This is a genomic window from Virgibacillus siamensis, from assembly GCF_900162695.1.
In the GTDB taxonomy this organism is placed as follows: domain Bacteria; phylum Bacillota; class Bacilli; order Bacillales; family Amphibacillaceae; genus Lentibacillus; species Lentibacillus siamensis_A.
Genome location: NZ_FUIH01000006.1, coordinates 412,169 through 430,739 on the forward strand (window position 1 = coordinate 412,169; position 18,571 = coordinate 430,739).

At 42.6% G+C, this 18,571-nt stretch carries 17 protein-coding genes and 1 riboswitch; of the genes, 11 read left to right on the forward strand and 6 right to left on the reverse strand.

Features of this window, described 5'->3' with window-relative positions; all coding sequences use genetic code 11:
- Positions 1-14: 14 nt before the first annotated feature.
- The 8 genes from B1K71_RS03015 to B1K71_RS03045 all read left to right on the forward strand — a co-directional run bounded on the left by B1K71_RS03015 (position 15) and on the right by B1K71_RS03045 (position 8,210).
- Positions 15-638 carry an LPXTG cell wall anchor domain-containing protein gene (locus B1K71_RS03015; RefSeq protein ID WP_077324514.1) on the forward strand — a complete coding sequence of 208 codons (624 nt, stop codon included), beginning with the start codon at positions 15-17 and terminating at the stop codon, positions 636-638.
- A gap of 343 nt (positions 639-981) precedes the next feature.
- Positions 982-2,118, forward strand: a complete 1,137-nt coding sequence (locus tag B1K71_RS03020) for a PAS domain S-box protein (protein ID WP_077324515.1) — start codon at positions 982-984, stop codon at positions 2,116-2,118.
- A 163-nt stretch (positions 2,119-2,281) separates the two neighbouring features.
- Positions 2,282-2,428, forward strand: a riboswitch (FMN riboswitch).
- A 158-nt stretch (positions 2,429-2,586) separates the two neighbouring features.
- A complete protein-coding gene (ribD, locus tag B1K71_RS03025) occupies positions 2,587-3,675 on the forward strand; it encodes a bifunctional diaminohydroxyphosphoribosylaminopyrimidine deaminase/5-amino-6-(5-phosphoribosylamino)uracil reductase RibD (RefSeq protein ID WP_139343285.1) in 1,089 nt (362 codons plus the stop codon).
- 1 nt (position 3,676) lies between these two features.
- Positions 3,677-4,327, forward strand: a complete 651-nt coding sequence (gene ribE, locus B1K71_RS03030; RefSeq protein WP_077324516.1) for a riboflavin synthase — start codon at positions 3,677-3,679, stop codon at positions 4,325-4,327.
- A 13-nt stretch (positions 4,328-4,340) separates the two neighbouring features.
- Positions 4,341-5,540 carry a bifunctional 3,4-dihydroxy-2-butanone-4-phosphate synthase/GTP cyclohydrolase II gene (locus B1K71_RS03035; RefSeq protein ID WP_077324517.1) on the forward strand — a complete coding sequence of 400 codons (1,200 nt, stop codon included), beginning with the start codon at positions 4,341-4,343 and terminating at the stop codon, positions 5,538-5,540.
- Between the two features lie 19 nt (positions 5,541-5,559).
- Positions 5,560-6,030: a 6,7-dimethyl-8-ribityllumazine synthase gene (gene ribH, locus B1K71_RS03040; RefSeq protein ID WP_077324518.1), complete on the forward strand. Its 471-nt coding sequence runs from the start codon at positions 5,560-5,562 to the stop codon at positions 6,028-6,030.
- A 116-nt stretch (positions 6,031-6,146) separates the two neighbouring features.
- Entirely contained in the window at positions 6,147-6,317 is a 171-nt protein-coding gene (locus tag B1K71_RS19780) for a hypothetical protein (protein ID WP_175631808.1), read from the forward strand.
- Between the two features lie 12 nt (positions 6,318-6,329).
- Positions 6,330-8,210: an ABC-F family ATP-binding cassette domain-containing protein gene (locus tag B1K71_RS03045; protein ID WP_077324519.1), complete on the forward strand. Its 1,881-nt coding sequence runs from the start codon at positions 6,330-6,332 to the stop codon at positions 8,208-8,210.
- A gap of 40 nt (positions 8,211-8,250) precedes the next feature.
- Here B1K71_RS03045 and B1K71_RS03050 read toward each other — a convergent pair whose 3' ends face one another.
- Positions 8,251-9,972, reverse strand: a complete 1,722-nt coding sequence (locus B1K71_RS03050; RefSeq protein WP_077324520.1) for a Yip1 family protein — start codon at positions 9,970-9,972, stop codon at positions 8,251-8,253.
- Positions 9,973-10,056: 84 nt separating this feature from the next.
- On the opposite strand from B1K71_RS03050, the gene B1K71_RS03055 reads away from it, so the two are divergent.
- The 3 genes from B1K71_RS03055 (at position 10,057) to B1K71_RS03065 (ending at position 12,714) form a co-directional block, all read left to right on the forward strand.
- The gene (locus B1K71_RS03055; protein WP_077324521.1) at positions 10,057-11,109 is read left to right on the forward strand and encodes a C45 family autoproteolytic acyltransferase/hydolase; all 1,053 of its coding nucleotides are present in this window, start codon (positions 10,057-10,059) and stop codon (positions 11,107-11,109) included.
- Between the two features lie 152 nt (positions 11,110-11,261).
- Positions 11,262-11,933 (forward strand): TerC family protein, encoded by a 672-nt coding sequence (locus B1K71_RS03060; RefSeq protein WP_077324522.1) that lies wholly within the window; start codon positions 11,262-11,264, stop codon positions 11,931-11,933.
- Between the two features lie 112 nt (positions 11,934-12,045).
- Positions 12,046-12,714 carry a hypothetical protein gene (locus B1K71_RS03065; protein ID WP_077324523.1) on the forward strand — a complete coding sequence of 223 codons (669 nt, stop codon included), beginning with the start codon at positions 12,046-12,048 and terminating at the stop codon, positions 12,712-12,714.
- 115 nt (positions 12,715-12,829) lie between these two features.
- Here the strand turns inward: B1K71_RS03065 and B1K71_RS03070 are convergent, their stop codons facing one another.
- The 5 genes from B1K71_RS03070 to kynU all read right to left on the reverse strand — a co-directional run bounded on the left by B1K71_RS03070 (position 12,830) and on the right by kynU (position 18,444).
- Entirely contained in the window at positions 12,830-14,179 is a 1,350-nt protein-coding gene (locus B1K71_RS03070; protein ID WP_077324524.1) for a CoA-disulfide reductase, read from the reverse strand.
- 106 nt (positions 14,180-14,285) lie between these two features.
- Positions 14,286-15,629: a sodium-dependent transporter gene (locus B1K71_RS03075; protein WP_077324525.1), complete on the reverse strand. Its 1,344-nt coding sequence runs from the start codon at positions 15,627-15,629 to the stop codon at positions 14,286-14,288.
- Between the two features lie 64 nt (positions 15,630-15,693).
- Entirely contained in the window at positions 15,694-16,530 is an 837-nt protein-coding gene (gene kynA, locus B1K71_RS03080) for a tryptophan 2,3-dioxygenase (protein ID WP_077324526.1), read from the reverse strand.
- Positions 16,523-17,173: an arylformamidase gene (gene kynB, locus B1K71_RS03085; protein ID WP_077324527.1), complete on the reverse strand. Its 651-nt coding sequence runs from the start codon at positions 17,171-17,173 to the stop codon at positions 16,523-16,525. The genes kynA and kynB overlap by 8 nt, the downstream gene beginning before the upstream one ends.
- Positions 17,173-18,444 (reverse strand): kynureninase, encoded by a 1,272-nt coding sequence (kynU, locus tag B1K71_RS03090; RefSeq protein WP_077324528.1) that lies wholly within the window; start codon positions 18,442-18,444, stop codon positions 17,173-17,175. Before kynU ends, kynB begins: the two co-directional genes overlap by 1 nt.
- Between the last annotated feature and the right edge of the window lie 127 nt (positions 18,445-18,571).

Genomic DNA, 18,571 nt, shown 5'->3' on the forward strand with positions numbered 1-18,571 from the left:
GGGGGGTAGGTTAAATGAAAAAGGTTGTGTTAGCGGTATTAAGTATATTTTTGGTGATCGGTTTTGCTGCAGCAGTTCAGGCCGACGGTGGGGATGGTGCTGATCATACCGATATCCATCTATCAACCCATCCCAGCAAGGTGTTCTTTCATATCGACAATATCAAACCGGGGGATTATGTCATAAAAGATTTGGAAGTAATGAACAAAGGGGATCAGGCATTCAACTATAATTTTACAAATAAATACCTTGATGGATCTCAGAAACTTTATAATGAGCTGCAGGTGGCGATCAAAGCAGGGGGCACTGTTCTTTTTATAGGGAATTTAAAAGACTTTGAGAAAATTGATCCCAGGAATTTGGATGTTGGTGAATCTGAAAAACTAAATGTCCGAATTGACGTGCCATATGAGCTGGGCAATGAATTTCAAGGACTGAGCAGCGAGTTCCAATTTAAATTACAGGCCGACAATGCGGCGGCCGGTGTTCCCACATTTCCTGCTGGGAAACAACTTCCAAACACTGCAACAAACATGTTTGCTTTTATCTTCTTTGGAATTGCTGTATTGTTAGCCGGGTTAGGGCTTTACGGATACAGCCTGCTGAAGGGAAGACGGGACACCAAGGTTCATGATTGAATGCACAATCCTTCATAAAAACATTCCTACACTTCCGAATCCGCTCCACGCCGGAGCGGATTTTTGCATCTTCTCATTGTTTTTGAAAGCGCCCAGTTTGCAATACATATAATAACAAATTTCCGGGTCAGAATGGGGTTAATTGAATTACTACACAAAATACTGAGGCAGAGCAGGTAATCAAATATTCCGAACAGTCCTATTAGTTGAAAAACAGGCGTATTTATACTATCATTAGGAAATAAGTACTAGTTCGCATCTTTTATAATGATTGGAATCTCAACACGACACATATAAAGATATATGTATCATTTGGTTACTTTCGAATAAGGAGAGGTGAGATATGCAGACAACTTTTAATTTGGATAATCCCTCATTATTTATCCATGCTTTTGATCGTGCTTCAATTGGCATGGCTATCGTGGCAACTGATGGGACTCCGTTAAAGGTGAATCGGTCATTATGTGATATTCTGGGTTATCCTGAATCAAAATTACTTTCGATTAAATTTAAGGACATAACACATCCGGATGACATAGAAAGTAATTTATCCCTCATGTACGAGGCACTTAAAGGGATAAGAAAGTCCTACCAGATGGAAAAACGTTTTATACATAAGGATGGCTATCAAGTTTGGGCTCTGCTCAGTGTATCTTTAGTGAGGGATGATCATGATCAACCTCTGTATTTTATTAGCCACATTCAAGATATAACAGATTGGAAATTTGCTGAAGAGAAGTCCGGCGAGGGTGAAAAAAGATTAAACAGTTTGGTTGAGGAGACACCGGAACTTATGTTGAAATTTGAAAAACTGACGGTTGCTGGACAATTGGCCGCAGGGATTGCACATGAGGTTAGAAACCCCTTAACTGCCATTAAAGGATTTCTTCAACTCATGCAAAGTAACCCGACAGACAACAAAGAGTACTCGGAAGTAATCTTCTCAGAGCTGAATCGTATTGAAGAACTCTTAAGTGAACTGTTGGTATTGGCAAGACCACAAAAGGTTAAATCTGTAAAAAGGGGTTTGAAAGTTCTTTTAGCCCAAGTCATTTCTTTAATTGAGACACAAGCTAAACAAAATGACATTAAAATAGAGAAATATATTGAATCAGATTTACCGGACATAAATTGTGATGGAAATCAAATTAAACAGGTGTTTATCAATCTTCTAAAAAATGCAATCGAAGCAATGCCAAATGGTGGAACGATATTCATTTCATTAAAAAAACATAATGCAGATACACTTTTAATTCGAATCGAAGACCAGGGTTATGGGATACCGGATCATCTATTAAGTAAAATAGGGAATCCGTTTTTTACAACAAAGGATGATGGGACAGGTCTGGGAATAATGATTTGTCATCAGATTATCGAAAAGCATAAAGGTGTAATGAAAGTTGCAAGCAGTTCGGAAGGTGCGGTTGTAAAGGTGTATTTACCATTAATCCAGGCATCTTCCAATCGATGTTCATGTTAGCCTTGGCCGAGTCGATTAAAGATCTGTCAATATGATAATGGTTGTCGATTTGTTGAAAAAATTCGGCATAACTAGTAAAATTAGTTCAGCTTATCCTACATAAGCTGAATTGGTTGCGATTCTATCGTGATTAAGGTATAACAAAAATACAATATTATAATGCAAGTTCCTTCGGGGTCGGGTGAAATTCCCAATCGACGGTGATGAAGCGTATGCTTTTTAGTCCGTGACCCGTGCGGTATTATGCCAAGCGGTGGATCCGGTGCAACTCCGGAACCGACAGTTAAAGTCTGGATGGGAGAAGGGATTTATAAGGATTTTTTATGTTGCTGGATGGTTTGTGCAGGTATTTTTACTGTATGCAAACCAGCTTTTTAATCATACGCGTATACCCTTATAAAATTCTGCCCTTGGCCTCTGAAGCTGATTCAGGGGTTTTTTTAATTGGTTAAAGGGAGTGAAATTAATTTGGATGATGAATATTATATGCAAATAGCCTTGAACCTTGCCCGAGCTGTTTCCGGCCAGACCAGTCCCAATCCGCCTGTTGGTGCGGTTGTTGTTAAGAATGGGGAGATTTTAGGTTTCGGTGCACATCTGAAAGCCGGTGAGGCGCATGCAGAAGTACATGCGTTACAAATGGCCGGGGAAAGATCCGGCGGTGCAACCATTTACGTCACACTGGAGCCGTGCAGTCATCATGGGAGAACACCGCCTTGCGCGGATTTGATTGTGAAAAATGGTATCAGCCGGACGGTTGTTGCGGCGACTGATCCGAATAAGAAAGTTGCAGGTCAGGGTTTGGAGAAGCTGCGGAAGGCCGGCATTGAAGTGAAACAGGGTGTTCTGGAAAAAGAAGCGAATGCGGTAAACGCTGCATTTTTCCACTTTATCCAAACGAAAAAACCATACGTAACTGTAAAGTCTGCTGTCAGTTTGGATGGGAAAACGGCAACACATACTGGCGACAGCAAATGGGTAACCGGAGAGGCAGCAAGGCTTGATGTCCACCAGTATCGTCATATGCACGATGCAATTCTGGTTGGTGTAAACACAGTTATCACCGACAATCCAAGTCTGACTGCCAGGCTCCCAAATGGCAGAAAGAACCCAATACGAATTATTTTAGATACATCACTTAAAACGCCGTTGGATGCAACAATTCTGAATGACGGTAAAGCGGAAACATGGATTTTTACAAAAAGTGTCGTGTCGGATGTAGCAGAAAAATCGTACGCTGAAAAAGAGAGTGTTACCATTGTCCGGCTGGAGAAACTGGACGTTGAAAGTGTTTTGCAATATTTGGGGCGTCACGGTATCATGTCTCTCTTTGTCGAAGGCGGCGCTGCAGTGAACGGGTCATTTTTGGAAAGTGGATACATTAATCAGCTGATTACCTACATGGCACCGAAACTAATCGGCGGTCAAGCTGCCCCGACATCGTTTGCCGGAAATGGTTTTTCGTATATGAAAGATACCCTTGAAATGGTAATCCGGCATGTTGAGATGATTGGCAATGATATTAGAATTGTTGCGGAACCACGAAAGGACGATTGACATGTTTACAGGAATCATTGAAGAAAAAGGTATTGTAAAAAAAATGAAGCGTGTATCTGAACAATCAGTTGAAATGACAATTGGTTCGGAAAAAGTTGTGGAAGATGTTCGTCTCGGCGACAGTATCGCTGTCAACGGAATCTGCCTGACCGTCACGAAATTTTCTGCAGCTGATTTTCAAGTTGATGTGATGCCGGAAACAATTAAAGCCACCTCACTGGACTCCTTAACAGCGGGTTCCAGCGTGAACTTGGAAAGGTCGATGCCTGCGAATGGCCGGTTTGGTGGGCACTTTGTGTCCGGACATGTTGATGGAAAAGGCAAAATTATACGAAAAGAAGCAAATGAAAATGCTATTTATTACGATATTGAAATTCCGGAAGAACTGGTTAAATACTTTATGTTAAAAGGTTCGGTAGCTGTTGATGGCGTCAGTTTAACCATTTTCGATGTGATGCCGAATGTATTTACCATCTCACTGATTCCGCATACAGTGTCGGAAACGATTCTGGGTGATAAAAAAGATGGGGATGTTGTAAATATTGAGTGTGATATGCTCGCCAAGCATGTTCATAATATGATTCAAAATCAAAGTATCGGCCAAAAAGAAGGTATTAACCAGGCGTTTTTGAAAAATAACGGATTCATGTGAAGGAAGTGGGACAATGTTTGATACGATAGAAGAGGCAGTTAAGGATTTAAAGGCAGGAAAACCGGTCATCGTGGTCGATGATGAGGACAGGGAAAATGAAGGAGATTTGGTTGCACTTGCTGAGCAGGCAACACCGGATGTTATCAATTTTATGATCACCCATGGAAAAGGTCTTGTCTGTACGTCGATAACGGAGCGGCTGGCGGAAAAGCTGAATCTTCCATTGATGACCAGCCGCAGTACAGATCCGTTTGGTACAGCATTTACCGTAAGTATCGATCATAAGGATACGAAAACTGGAATTAGTGCAGATGAACGTTCCAGGACCATTCAGGCATTGCTGGATCCTGAAGCAAAGGAAATTGATTTTAAACAGCCGGGTCATGTGTTTCCGCTTATTGCCAAAGACGGCGGAGTACTGACGCGCTCCGGTCACACAGAAGCATCGGTTGATCTGGCCATGTTAAGCGGTGCATTTCCGGCAGGGGTGATTTGTGAAATCATTAAGGAAGATGGAACAATGGCACGGGTTCCGGATTTAGAAGCGATGGCAAAAACATTCGATTTGAAACTGATTTCGATTGCTGACTTGGCAGCACATCGCAAACAACACGAAATTCATGTCAGTCGTGTAGTTGAAACAACGCTGCCAACCGAGTTTGGTACATTTAAAGTCTATGGTTACACCAACGATTTGGATGATAAGGAACATATTGCATTGGTGAAAGGGGACGTTGATGCAGCGGATGCAGTTCTGACACGAATTCATTCGGAATGTCTGACTGGTGATGTGTTTGGGTCCTACCGGTGTGATTGTGGTCCTCAGCTGCATGCGGCACTGCAAAAGATAGATGAAGCGGGTGCAGGTGTGTTGGTTTACATGCGTCAGGAAGGCCGTGGTATTGGTTTACTTAATAAGCTTCGGGCATATCAGCTGCAGGATGCCGGTATGGATACTGTCGAAGCGAATGAGCAGCTTGGATTTGCACCTGATCTGCGCGAATACAATTTGAGCGCACAAATATTAACAGATTTGGGTATTAAAAAAGTAGACTTGCTGACCAACAATCCGAAAAAAGTGACAGGACTTGCATCGTATGGAATTGATATCGGTTCGCGTATCCCAATTCAAACTGCTACACGAAAAGAAAATGAAAAATATATGCACACCAAGCTCGATAAAATGGGACACTTATTGAACTTTCATCAGTGATAAAAGGAGATGAAGCAAAATGGGAAAAACGTTTGAAGGAAATCTGGTTGGGACAGATATGAGAATAGGCATTGTAGTAGCGCGGTTTAATGAATTTATTACGAGTAAATTACTTGGTGGTGCCACAGACACTTTAAAACGGCACGGGGTGGATGAAGAAAACATTGATGTTGCCTGGGTTCCCGGCGCATTTGAAATTCCATTGATTGCCCAAAAAATGGCAACTTCCGGCGGTTATGATGCAGTTGTTGCTTTGGGCACCGTAATCCGCGGGTCGACATCACATTATGATTATGTGTGTAATGAAGCGGCAAAGGGTGTATCCAATGCATCCCTTCAATCAGGTAAACCAGTTATTTTCGGTATTTTAACGACTGAAACGATTGAACAGGCTATTGAACGTGCAGGTACTAAAGCAGGCAACAAAGGGGCAGAGGCAGCTGTTGCTGCGATTGAAACTGCGAATGTTGCCAAACAGCTGGAATGGTAAAAAGACCGAGGGGCGGTAGATTGATAAACTGTCCCCGGTCTTTTTTTGATGGAAAAACGAAGCCCTTTAAGATAAACTTGTAACAGAAGGAACAGGAAGATTTGGGGGCAAGGCTTATGAAGTTTTTCGGATATCAGATTCTGGCTATAGGCGTTATTTGGCTTGGGATGACGATCTTTTTTTCAAAGATGGACCAGCTTAGCACGTATATCTACTATGGTGTGACATCATGGTTGTTATTTTTGATTGTTCTTTTTGTAAAGCAATATCTCAGACAGCGGAAATAGGAAGGAAATTATATGCTCACAATAGAGAATTTATATAAATCCTACGGGGAAAAAGTTTTGTTTCAAGATGTAACATGTACCATTAAAAAACAGGATCGAATCGGACTTATTGGTGTAAATGGCACGGGGAAATCCTCATTTTTGAAGGTGCTGGCCGGAATTGACCCGGCGGAGAGCGGCACGATGAATCATCCCAAAGATTACCGGATTGAATATTTGGCTCAGGATCCGGATCTGGATTCAGACAAAACGGTCATCGAACAGATTTATTATGGCGATGCAACCATTATGAAGGTTATGCGTAACTATGAACAGGCATTGCATCGGCTGCAAGATGAATCCAATGATGAACAGGCACAGGAACATCTTCTGAATATGCAGCAACAGATGGATCAGCATGAAGCATGGGAGGCAAACGCTGCAGCTAAAACAATTCTTACAAAGCTTGGCATTACCGATTTTAATAAAAATACAGCGGAACTTTCCGGCGGACAGAAAAAGCGGGTTGCGATTGCCAAAGCACTGATTCAGCCGGCAGATCTCTTGATTCTCGACGAGCCGACTAACCACCTGGATAATGAAACAGTGGAATGGCTCGAGAACTTCCTGGCAACATTTCAAGGGGCCTTGCTGCTTGTAACACACGATCGTTATTTTTTAAACCGGGTGACCAATCATATTTTTGAATTGGATAAAGGCAATTTTTATGTCTATGAAGGCAACTACGAGTTATTCCTGGAGAAGAAGGCTGAACGCGAGGAACTGGAAGCGCAGAATGAACAGAAACATCAAAATACATTGAAACGGGAACTCGCCTGGCTGAAGCGCGGGGCAAGGGCCCGTTCCACCAAACAGAAGGCCCACGTTGAGCGGGTGCATGCTTTACAGGAGAAGAAATTCGATACAAAGCAGCAGAATGTAGCATTCCAGGCAGGGTCAACACGACTTGGGAAAAAGGTAATGGAATTACAGGGAATCCAGAAAACATTTGCGGGAAAAACATTGCTTCATGATTTTGATTTTCTGATTGTGCCTGGTGACCGCCTTGGTATCATCGGGCCGAACGGTTCCGGGAAAACAACTCTGCTGAACATGATGGCAGGACGAATCCAACCGGATCAGGGTGAAATGGAAGTCGGTGAGACGGTAAAAATCGGTTACTACACACAGGGTGATGAAGAACTTGATCCTGATTCCATGGTAGTGGATTACATCAAGGAAGTTGCTGAAGTCATTCACACGAAAAACGGTGAAACGATAACAGCTGAACAAATGCTTGAACGGTTTTTATTCCCGCGTTCGGAGCAGCGGACCTACATCGGCAGGCTTTCCGGCGGGGAAAAGAGACGGCTTTATTTATTGAAAGTCCTAATGCGCGAGCCGAACGTGCTGTTTTTGGATGAACCGACCAATGATTTGGACACGCAAACATTGAGTGTCCTGGAAGAGTACCTTGACCAGTTTCCAGGGGTTGTTATTACAGTTTCCCACGACAGGTATTTCCTGGATCGGGTCATTGACCATTTGCTTGTTTTCAAAAACAACGATAAGATCAAGCATTTTTACGGTAACTACAGTGAATATCTGGAACAGGAAGTCAAACAGGATACCGTGAAGAAAAAAGCGCCGGTTAATGAAAAAACAACAAAATCTTCCCACCGTAAAAAAATGTCATACCGTGATAAAAAGGAATGGGAGACCATTGAGGATGACATAACGGCGCTTGAAACAGAACTGGAAGCATTGCAGGGAAGGATTGAACAGGCTGGAAGTGATCTGGAAAAAGTGCAGGATTACTATACCGAGCAGGAACAGCTTGAAGAAAAACTGGAACAGAAATTGGAACGCTGGGAAGAGCTTTCCGAACTTGCCGAAAGCCTGCGTGGTGAATAAAAAACGTCCTGGAAGGTATAACCCTCCAGGACGTTTTCAGTTATTTCGTCAATCCTTTTATTTCGATTGTCTCGACGATTCCTGTCCCATTCTCACGGACGAGCGCCTCAAATGTTACTTTATCACCGGATTGCAGGAATAGTGCAAGCGGTTCTTTTCCGGCATTAATTGTATAAATGGTCTGGTCATTTTTTAGAATGAATTGGATGACCTGACCGGTTTTTTGGGTGGATGTTACAAGTACACGATTGACGGTTCCTTTTATTTTTTCCAGATTCGATTCACCGCTGGATTCTACATTTCCCGGATCCTGTACAAGCTGTAGACGGTATGCTTCCAGTGTTTCTTTTGCTGTATCTCCAAACACAACAAAGTCAGCATCTCCTGCTTTGATATAGGCGTATTTTTTAAACAGGCCATTCGGGTCAAGTACGTTTACGACCCAGGTTGGATTGCCGTCAATGTTGTACAGTACCGGCATGGAACCTTTCCAGTTCTTTTCCGGGAATTCTTTGTTCACAATTTCCTTTGCACCTTTGCTGTCCATAATTCCGTTGTTTTTCTTGCCGTTATAATACGTCAGCTCCCCGGTGCGGGCGTTGATCATTGTGTATCCGAGTGCTGAATCAATGTTTTCTTTTGGTGATGCCATGTCGGTAAAGTAGTACATATCCCCATTATCATCAAAAATAGGAGTTACACTGCTCTCCGTACCAGATTCATTTGGTATTTTTACATCTTCTTTTCCGAATAGGGAATTGAGCCAGCCGTGCACATATTTTCCAAAGTACTCGTTTTCAGCAGTTGCCATCTCCGAACTGACTGAGCCGTTAATAAATTCGGGTGCATTCTCGGTTTTATATTTGCTGACTTCGCCTGTGACCGGATCAACAACAGCTGCATAAAGATCGCTCATGTCCGGTTTGTTAGTTACTCCAATTGGCTGGTATAACGTTTGAACATACCATGGTTTTCCGTTTTCATCCACTTCAATTTGCGGATCGCCGCTTTGAATATATGTTGGATATGCATTATAAATGGTACGCTGGACATTATCGTTGAAGTAGCTGGAACTGGTATATTTCATCTTGCTTTTGACAAATTCCGGCTGCGCATTAATATTCGTTGCGGATATCGTGAAATAGCCTTCTGTTTCCTTTCCGCGAAAATATTTCCAGAAGCCGGTGAATTCAACCGGCGCAACAAAAACAACCTCATCATTTATCTTCTGCACCTGCAGTTTTCCCAGGTCATAATATTGCGTGTTGGGAACGACACTCATCGATTTTTGCATTTTATTCCGGGCAAATTCCGGTGATACAACAATTGGTGTTGTATCTTTATCCAATGGCTTTGCCTCTTCAACATCTTTCTTAGCAATGGATTCATAGGTGTTATCCAGTGACAGGATCCCCATTATAAAAATTCCCGGTACAGCAATAACTGCCAATAAGATTAAAAACCCTCCAGCAGCCTCATAGGTGCCGCGGACCTTCTTTTGAAATTTGGTGGCGGTCATTCCGTACAATAAAAAGGTTCCAATGGCGGCCATTACAATATTTGCGATCACCATATTCGGGATTGTGATCGGCAGCAGAATAATATAGTTGAGGATACCCCCAATGATAAAAAGGACAATAAAAATAAGCCCTGCTATTTTTGAAGTACGGCTTTTTGCTGTTTTACTGCTGGCAATGATAATGCCGGCAAAAACAGCATACAAAATGAACGATAGGATGGTTGTAAGTAAAATTCCTGTCATGCTTTCAGCTCCTAAGATATGATATGTTACATGTATACATACGTTTAAAGATGGAAATTGGTTTCAGGAATGGGAGAGGTTTTTTTGAAGAACATATATAGTGACATCGTACAGTTCAGAGGATCACACTATGATTTTGGGTATTTGCAGGGGGAATTATTAAAAGATTCCTTTACGATACAAAACCGCAAGAAACAATGGCGCATCAGAAGGCCGCGCTTTACCATTGACCAGAGGGAAGCAAAAGATGCTATCACCAGGGTATCACCGGGTGTTTGGGATGAACTTACAGGTATCGGTGATGCGCTGGAATGGGACATGGATGCAGTACTCCAGGATTTCGGCGGTTACCGTTTGGAATACGTACGGAGCGGTTGTTCCATACTGACGGGAAATGATTATATGGTCCGGAACTATGATTATCACCCAAAAACATATGAAGGACGGTATACATTTTTCCAGCCCAGTGATCAGGGTTACGCCGTTATCGGGCCATCACAACGGATAACCGGCCGAATGGATGGAATGAATGAAAAAGGCTTAGCCCTGGGATATAACTTCATGCACCGGAAAAAGCCCGGCGATGGATTTATCTGTAATATGATTGGAAGACTTGTACTGGAAACATGCGCGGATGTTGGGGAAGCTGTTTCATTGCTTAAGGAAATCCCCCATCGGCATTCTTTCAGCTATATTTTGCTGGACCGTGATGAAGAAACGTATGTTGTTGAAGCGACGCCGCGTGGGGTAATGGTCCGGCAATCAAACGTTTGTACAAATCATTTTGAACTGATGCAAGATGAGAACCGTCACCATTTGACCGATTCGTATAAGCGGCTGGATGCTATGGAGAAGCAGCGGCACTATGTGACAGAGGCATATCAGGCGTTTCGTTTGCTGAATGACACGGACAAAGGGGTTTTTTCCGACCAGTACAAAAATTGGTCCGGAACGATTCACACAGCAGCTTATTTGCCAAAACAGCAAAAAGCCTGGTTTGCACTTGGCGGAGACCGGGATCCCGTCATTTTTGACTTTGGGGCATGGCTGCGCGGCGAACAGGTTTACACAAAGCGAATAATAGGTGAGGTGGATACGGAATTGCCCTTTGTCCACATGGATAAAAATGTGCGATAAGCGTAATAGTAGCAGTATCCAGCGAACAAACGATTATGTCATAAGGTAAATTCGCATCGCCATTTCAATTGTCAGGTTTTATCATTTCTACGAAGACTATCAGAAGTGGTAAAATAGTAATGTTGAGGTTTTTTTGGAAAGGTGGCAGTAACATGTCAGGTTTTGAATTTTCTGCGGAAGCAATATTTGCCTTATTGAATATTATTGCGATTGATATTGTATTATCCGGCGACAATGCGGTTGTCATTGCGATGGCAACACGGGCATTACCGAAACACCAGCGGAATAAAGCGATACTTATCGGTACCGGCGGGGCGGTATTATTACGAATCATATTTGCGATTATCATTGTATATCTGCTGCAAGTTCCACTTGTTCATTTGATAGGTGGTCTGTTGCTCATTTATATTGCTGTTAATCTGCTCGTGGACGATGAGGAGGATACAGAAATAAAATCATCCGGAACCATTCTAAAAGCCGTCGGAACCATAATTATGGCCGATGCGGTCATGAGTCTTGATAATGTGGTGGCGATTGCCGGTGCAGCAAACGGGCATATCGGAATGATTGCAATTGGGGTTGCGGTCAGTATCCCGATCATGATTTTCGGGTCCAAGCTGATTGTCAGGCTAATGGACAAGCATGCCTGGATTGCTTATATAGGTGCTGGTATTCTTGCTTGGACAGCAGGCAGTATGATTGTTGAGGACAGATTCGTGCTGGATTGGCTAAACCTTCATCAAGGACTTGTAACATATTTATGTACTGCACTCATAACAGCTGCAGTGCTGTTGACCGGCTTTTTCAAAAACAGAACAGCATAAAATTTTCTTTCGGTAAAAATTTAAAGATTTACTCTGTTCCATGTTTAAAGTCCATGGTAATATGGGAAAATAAGAGTGACCTAATATATATGTAATTGGGAGGAAGTCAATTATGAAGCTGTTTCAAGTACGAAAAGGACAGTTTGTTTACTACAAAAATGAACTGCACAAAGTTTATTCCGTTAAACCAATGTTCAGACAGTCCGTCCATTTATATCGTTTGAAGGATATGAAGCAGATTTTAACAAGAGCAAGCGAAATTACGCTTTATCGCCCAAAACATAATGATACATTTATTTTTTACGGAAAACGATATACCATAGACAAGGACACAAAGCCTGAAAAAGGGAATTACATTTTAATTATCAAACCAACCCCTGATTTTCTGGATCATTATTCATTGAACGATATTGAAAAAGTGGATAATGTGGAAGATGGCAATGTTGTAACAACAAGAGACAACGGGGTTAAGCACAGTGAATATGTTGTCATGGTTCCCGGCAAGGCGGATGGAAGCAACGAGATTGCATACTTTGATAAAAATCTGGTATCCGAAGAACAGCTGCTGGCGGACGAATCGCCACAGAACATGGATGACAACGATGAACTGAAACCGCTCGTTGGAGACATTTATTTGGATTTGCAAAACAAGACCAAATCCATGATTATCGCAATGACCAGAGAAGAAATCATTTTTGGACATGGTGTCCGTGTTCATGTAAGTGAATTAATGGATGAAACTAAATTCTCAGCCGTATACCGTGTTGCAGATGATCTATAATGGAAAAAGCACCAGAACGTCTTGGTGCTTTTTTTATGGAATAGTGGACCATCCGGCGAAGAAGCGTTATTCGGGCATTCAAGCAGAAATACGATCTTTCCGGAAAAATCCCATATCAGCCCTTGCCATCCAGCATTCCGGATGCTTTGTATCCCAGAATATTGACCGGGTCTTTTGGTGATGAGTATGGTGGTGCATATGCGAGTTCGAGTTGTGCCAGGTCAGCTACGGTCATTTTTCCTTTCATAGCTGTTGAAATAACGGCAATCCGTTTGTCAACACCGCTTTCGCCGACACACTGTGCACCGTAAATGGTACCGACTTTTGCATCAAAAAGTACCTTCAGCGATATCTTGTCCGCACCCGGGTAATATCCGGCATGTGACAACGCTTCATGGGTTGCCTCTTTAAATGAAATTCCCAGTTGTTTCAAAGCAGTTCTATTCAAACCTGTCGCGGCAACATCCAAATCAAAGACTTTAAAAATAGCTGACCCAAGTGTGCCGTTGTATGGAATATCTTTTCCCTCTAAGTGGTTTGCAATAATAAATGACTGTCGATGAGCTGGCCAGGCAAGTGCCACATTGCGTGGATTACGCGTCAGAAAGTCCTCCGTTTCCACAACATCACCGAGAGCATAAATGTCTGGGTCATTGGTCTGCATAAAATCATTTACCTTCAATGCTCCTGTTTTACCAGTTTCCAGCCCGGCTGCTTTGGCAATGTTTGTATTCGGTTTGACTCCTGTTGCCATAATGGTCATGTCAGCCTGCAATGTTTTGCCGCTTTTTAATTGTAATTTGGTTCCGTTATCTGAAAAAGAATCAAGACTCTCTTCCAGCATAACGTGAACACCTTTTTCCTCCAGATGATTTTCAATCGGTTCGGCGATTTCCTTGTCAACCAGCTTCATGACCTGTTTGGACCGGTCGACAATGGTACAATCGATTCCGATATTGGTCAGGTTTTCAACCATTTCCATCCCGATGAAACCAGCACCAATGATGGCACAGTTTTTAGGCTGATGGTTTTGGATATAATGATAAATTTCATCCATATCCGGAATGGTTCGCAATGTGAATGTTCTGTCAGGATTAATGCCTGTGGAATCAGGCGTGACAGCTGTTGCACCCGGAGCATAAATGAGCGTGTCATACGTTTCTTTATGTGTGCCTGATGCATCATTATAGGATACCGATTTACTCACACGGTCAATGGACGTCACTTCCGCATTGGTTCGAACGTCTGCATTGAATTTGTCCGAAAACTTTTCCGTATCGATAAGAAGCTTCTTCCTTTTTTCTACAACGCCGCCAATATAATAAGGCATACCGCAATTGGAAAAACCGATGTAGCTCCCCTTATCAAACAGGATGATTTCGGCATCCGGATCAACCCGTCTGATTTGTGATGTAACAGTCGAGCCGCCGCCGACACCGCCAACAATGACAATTTTTCGTGACAATAATATCTCCTCCCATAATTATTAATTCCCATTCCGTCATTTTTGTAACCTCGGAAACTTCTGAAACTGTTTACCTAAAAAAAGATGCCTGCGGGAGGCATCTTTTTTACAGAATTCCCATTGAGCCCAAAAATACGATAACGATCGTAATCGGCACAAGCCAGCGCATAATCTGGAACCAAAGCTGGTACATGGATGGTGACAGGTTATTGCTGTATGAAAATTCCTGCTTCATTAATGATTTTTCCATACGGATTCCTATAAATAAGGCAATCAGCAAGCATCCGCCTGGAAGTAAAATATTGCTGACCAGAAAATCACTTGCATCAAAAACAGTCAAATTAAAAATCTTTACGTTTTTCATCGTACTTGATGACAGAGCAGCCGGAATACCAGCGATAAACACAATGATTCCGGCAACCCAGGCCACTTTTGTACGGGAGCGGTTTTTATTAACTGTAAATGCTGATGTGATAATTTCCAGCATACTGAAGGATGATGTCAAAATCGCAAATAGAAAAAGTAATAAAAACAGACTTAAAAATACTTCGCCAAATGGCATTTGCGCAAATGCTTCCGGTAAAACCATGAACAATAGTCCAGGTCCCTCAGTTGGTTCCAATCCAAATGAAAAGACGACCGGGAAGATGGCCAGCCCTGCAAGCAGGGAGACAAAGATGTTCATAAATGATACTGACCCCGCCGCAAATGGCAGACTTACATCCTTTCCGAGGTAAGAGCTGTATGTAACCATTACGGAGAAGCCTACAGCGAGTGAAAAGAATGACTGTCCCAATGCATAGAGCACACTTTCACCGCTTAATTTCGAAAAATCCGGCTGCAGGAAAAATTCCAAGCCGGCAGATGCTCCTTCAAATGTGACTGAACGGATAACGAGTATAATGAAAAAGATAAATAAAAGCGGCATCATGATCTTGCTCGCCTTCTCGATTCCGTTTTTGATCCCGAATGAGATAACAACAATATTGATAATCAGAAACAGTCCAAGTCCTGCGATGGTCACAAGCGGGTTGGAAGTTATGTTTCCAAAAAGCTGTTCATAGTTGGCCCCGTTCTTAATAATGAGTCCCGGGATTGATAATAGGCAGTACAAGAGCACCCATCCGCCGACAACACTGTAAAATGAAAGCAGAACGAACGATCCGAAAACACCCCAGCGTCCGATAATAGACCAGCCGCTTTTCGGCGCCAGTTTCTTGTATGCGGATATTGCCTCACGCTCGGCACCCCGTCCGATGACAAATTCAGCAATTAAAAGCGGGAGACCAATCACTACTGTAAACGCGATAAACAGCAGAAAAAAAGCGCCGCCACCGTTCATGCCGGTCATATAAGGAAACTTCCAAATTGCCCCCAGACCTATTGCAGCACCAGCTGATGATAATATAAAGCCGATTCGTGATGACCATTGATCTTTGTTCGCGTCCATTGTTTGCCTCCCAAAAAATATTATTTTTTAGTATAACATATTTGAGGTATATGCAACGATTGATTTATATCTTGGATCGTAAATCCCATAATTCGGGAAAAAAATAGTGGTCAAGGACATGCTTCAGGTATCCGACACCGGATGAGCCGCCTGTTCCTTTTTTATGTCCGATAATCCGCTCGACTGTCTTCATATGCCGGAAACGCCACTGCTGGAACCAGTCCTCGATATCAACCAGTTTTTCTGCAAGCTCATATAGCTCCCAATGGTCTGAGACGTTTTTGTATACGGAAATCCAGGCTGCTTCAACGGATGCATCTTTTTCGTATGTTTTGGAAAAGTCCCTGTTCAATACGTCATCACTGATGTCAAAACCATGCCGAGCCAGTGCATGAATTGCCACATCATACAGCCCTGGTTTGTGATAGGCATCCTCCAAAATCGAATGGATTTCCGGGTTCTTTTTATAAATTTTCAGGATATGCGGCGTTTTATAGCCAAGCACAAATTCTACCAGACGGTACTGATAGGACTGAAAACCGGAAGCATTGCCCAGCTTGTCGCGAAACTCCATATATTCGGCCGGTGTCATTGTTGATAATACATCCCATGCCTGAATAATCTGCGCCTGTGTTTTGGAAACGCGGGAAAGCATTTTAAACGAAGTACGCAAATCATCTTTTTGGATTGCCTCAATGGCTCCCCGGGTTTCATGGATGATCAGCTTTAGCCACAGTTCACTGACATGATGAATAATAATAAACAGCATTTCATCATGATGATCAGAAAGCCGTTTTTGACTGGATAAAAGCTGATCAAGCTGCAAATAATCGCCGTACGTCATTTTTTTCAGAAAATCCGTATGAATTTCTTTTTCATTTTTAAAGCGTTGGTCAGTCATTGTATTCGCTCCCTTTCAGCGGTTTTACCACGGCACGAACCGGGCTTCCGTCAGCTCCATGAAGTGCAAGCGGCAGTGCAATCAGCTCATACATCCCCGGTTGTATCTGATCAAGCATTAGATTTTCCATTATATAAATCCCATTGTCATGCAGGGCATGATGGGTTGCCAGTTCTTTGCTGTCAGGAGCATCAACTGATGGCATATCAACACCAAGTAATTTCACACCTTTTTCGTGCAAATACGCGGCAATACCCGGGTCAAGTTCCGGTAATTTTTTCGGAAAGCGCTTCGGGTTATTGGGTAGGGAAGTGTGTAAAAGCAGGCGCTCCACCCCTTCCAAATCAAACGCAGCCAATACATCAGCAGTAATGTTGTCAGTATGGCTGACGTCTATGATCTTTGTACGGCCAATGTACAAATCGAGTGCGAGCTGGTCGATTGTTTCCCCGGCTGAATCGTAATGAAATGGTGCATCGACATGTGTTCCGGTATGGAGACTGGCTGTTAATTGACCGACATTTGCCGGACCGCCATCTTGTTTGGCAAAGGTCAGTGAATAATCATATGGTGTATCACCCGGAAAATGGGCCATGTCATTTGTCAGCGGCTGCGATATATCAATCCATTGTGCATTTTTCATTATGCAATGATTCCCCTTTTGTTTTCATATTGTTTATATCGTTCTTCTTTTAGGATGGTCTTTAAAATTTGAACAGTTTCCCAAACGTCTTCAAATGTATTATATAGGGCAACCGGTGCAAGCCGGATGCCATTCGGTTTGCGGAAATCGGGGATGACGCCTTCCGCTTTTAATGCTTTACAGATTCTTGCGGCTTCCGGATGTACAAGGAAAACGTGCCCGCCGCGTTTAGCATCATCAATTGGATTGGCGATTTCCAGACCATATTCCGTTAAGTCCGCTTTAATCAGTTTCATCAGATATTGGGTAAGCTGCAGTGATTTGGTTCGAATCTGTTTCATGCCGGCTTCCGCAAACATTTCCAGTGAACCAAGCAATGGAGCGGCGCTCAGTACATGCGGCGTACCAATCTGATAAGCTCCTGCATCTGCAGCTGGCGTCAGGGTGTGTTCCATATCAAACTGTTTTTCCTTGGAGGAACTGAACCATCCGGCAAGACCGGGGTTATTGCCGAAATGTTTCCGATTTACATATAATCCTCCAACACTGCCCGGACCGCCATTCAAATGTTTGTAGGTACACCAGAAAGCAAAATCCACGTCCCATTCAGTCAAATGGTGCGGAATTGCCCCGATGGAATGGCATAAATCGAAACCAATAAGAATGCCGCGTTTATGCGCCTCATTTGTCAGTGTTTTCATATCAAGAATTTGACCGCTTCGGTACAGTACCCCCGGAAGAACAATTAATGCAACATCATCGGTCATCTGGTCAATGATATCCCGGGTTTCAAAGGTATTTCCATCCCTGCTTTTCACCTGGATGAAATGCTCATCCGGATGATATCCTTTTAGTTTTAATTGGCTTTTTAATGCATAAATGTCAGAAGGAAAATTCAGCTCATCAGCAAGAATTTTAGTTCTATTTCCTTCAGGTTTATAGAAACTGGCGGTTAATTGATGCAGGTTGGTAGTTGTTGAGCCAGTTATAATCACTTCATCGCTGTAAGCACCAACCAATGGTGCCGATAATTTCCCTAGTTGCTCGGAAAGGTAATACCACGGATTATTTCCCTCGGTCCAGCCATCAATTGCATACTGTTTCCAAGACTGCATCATATGATCAACTGCTTTTTCAGCGCGTTTTGAAAGTAGTCCAAGTGAATTGCCGTCAAGATAAATGATGTTATTCCGGTTATAAAATTCATTGCGGTAGGTTTTTAGGACATCCTGTTCATCCAGGTAAGTTGCGTAGGATTTTTCGAGATTCAAGATTTTAACACCCCATCCAAAGAAATTTAGTAATCTATTTTTATCTTAACATGCAAATTGTATTAAAAATATTTTTTCATAATAAAAAGGATTTTGAAATATCCGCATCGAATTTTATCGTTAGCGG

Coding starts and splice junctions, on each gene's coding strand:
- B1K71_RS03035 (WP_077324517.1), top strand. CDS start 4,341: ATGTTTGATACGATAGAAGAGGCAGTTAAGGATTTAAAGGCAGGAAAA.
- B1K71_RS19780 (WP_175631808.1), top strand. CDS start 6,147: ATGAAGTTTTTCGGATATCAGATTCTGGCTATAGGCGTTATTTGGCTT.
- B1K71_RS03060 (WP_077324522.1), top strand. CDS start 11,262: ATGTCAGGTTTTGAATTTTCTGCGGAAGCAATATTTGCCTTATTGAAT.
- B1K71_RS03020 (WP_077324515.1), top strand. CDS start 982: ATGCAGACAACTTTTAATTTGGATAATCCCTCATTATTTATCCATGCT.
- B1K71_RS03065 (WP_077324523.1), top strand. CDS start 12,046: ATGAAGCTGTTTCAAGTACGAAAAGGACAGTTTGTTTACTACAAAAAT.
- kynA (WP_077324526.1), bottom strand. CDS start 16,530: ATGACTGACCAACGCTTTAAAAATGAAAAAGAAATTCATACGGATTTT.
- B1K71_RS03015 (WP_077324514.1), top strand. CDS start 15: ATGAAAAAGGTTGTGTTAGCGGTATTAAGTATATTTTTGGTGATCGGT.
- ribH (WP_077324518.1), top strand. CDS start 5,560: ATGGGAAAAACGTTTGAAGGAAATCTGGTTGGGACAGATATGAGAATA.
- B1K71_RS03075 (WP_077324525.1), bottom strand. CDS start 15,629: ATGGACGCGAACAAAGATCAATGGTCATCACGAATCGGCTTTATATTA.
- B1K71_RS03050 (WP_077324520.1), bottom strand. CDS start 9,972: ATGACAGGAATTTTACTTACAACCATCCTATCGTTCATTTTGTATGCT.
- ribE (WP_077324516.1), top strand. CDS start 3,677: ATGTTTACAGGAATCATTGAAGAAAAAGGTATTGTAAAAAAAATGAAG.
- B1K71_RS03045 (WP_077324519.1), top strand. CDS start 6,330: ATGCTCACAATAGAGAATTTATATAAATCCTACGGGGAAAAAGTTTTG.
- kynB (WP_077324527.1), bottom strand. CDS start 17,173: ATGAAAAATGCACAATGGATTGATATATCGCAGCCGCTGACAAATGAC.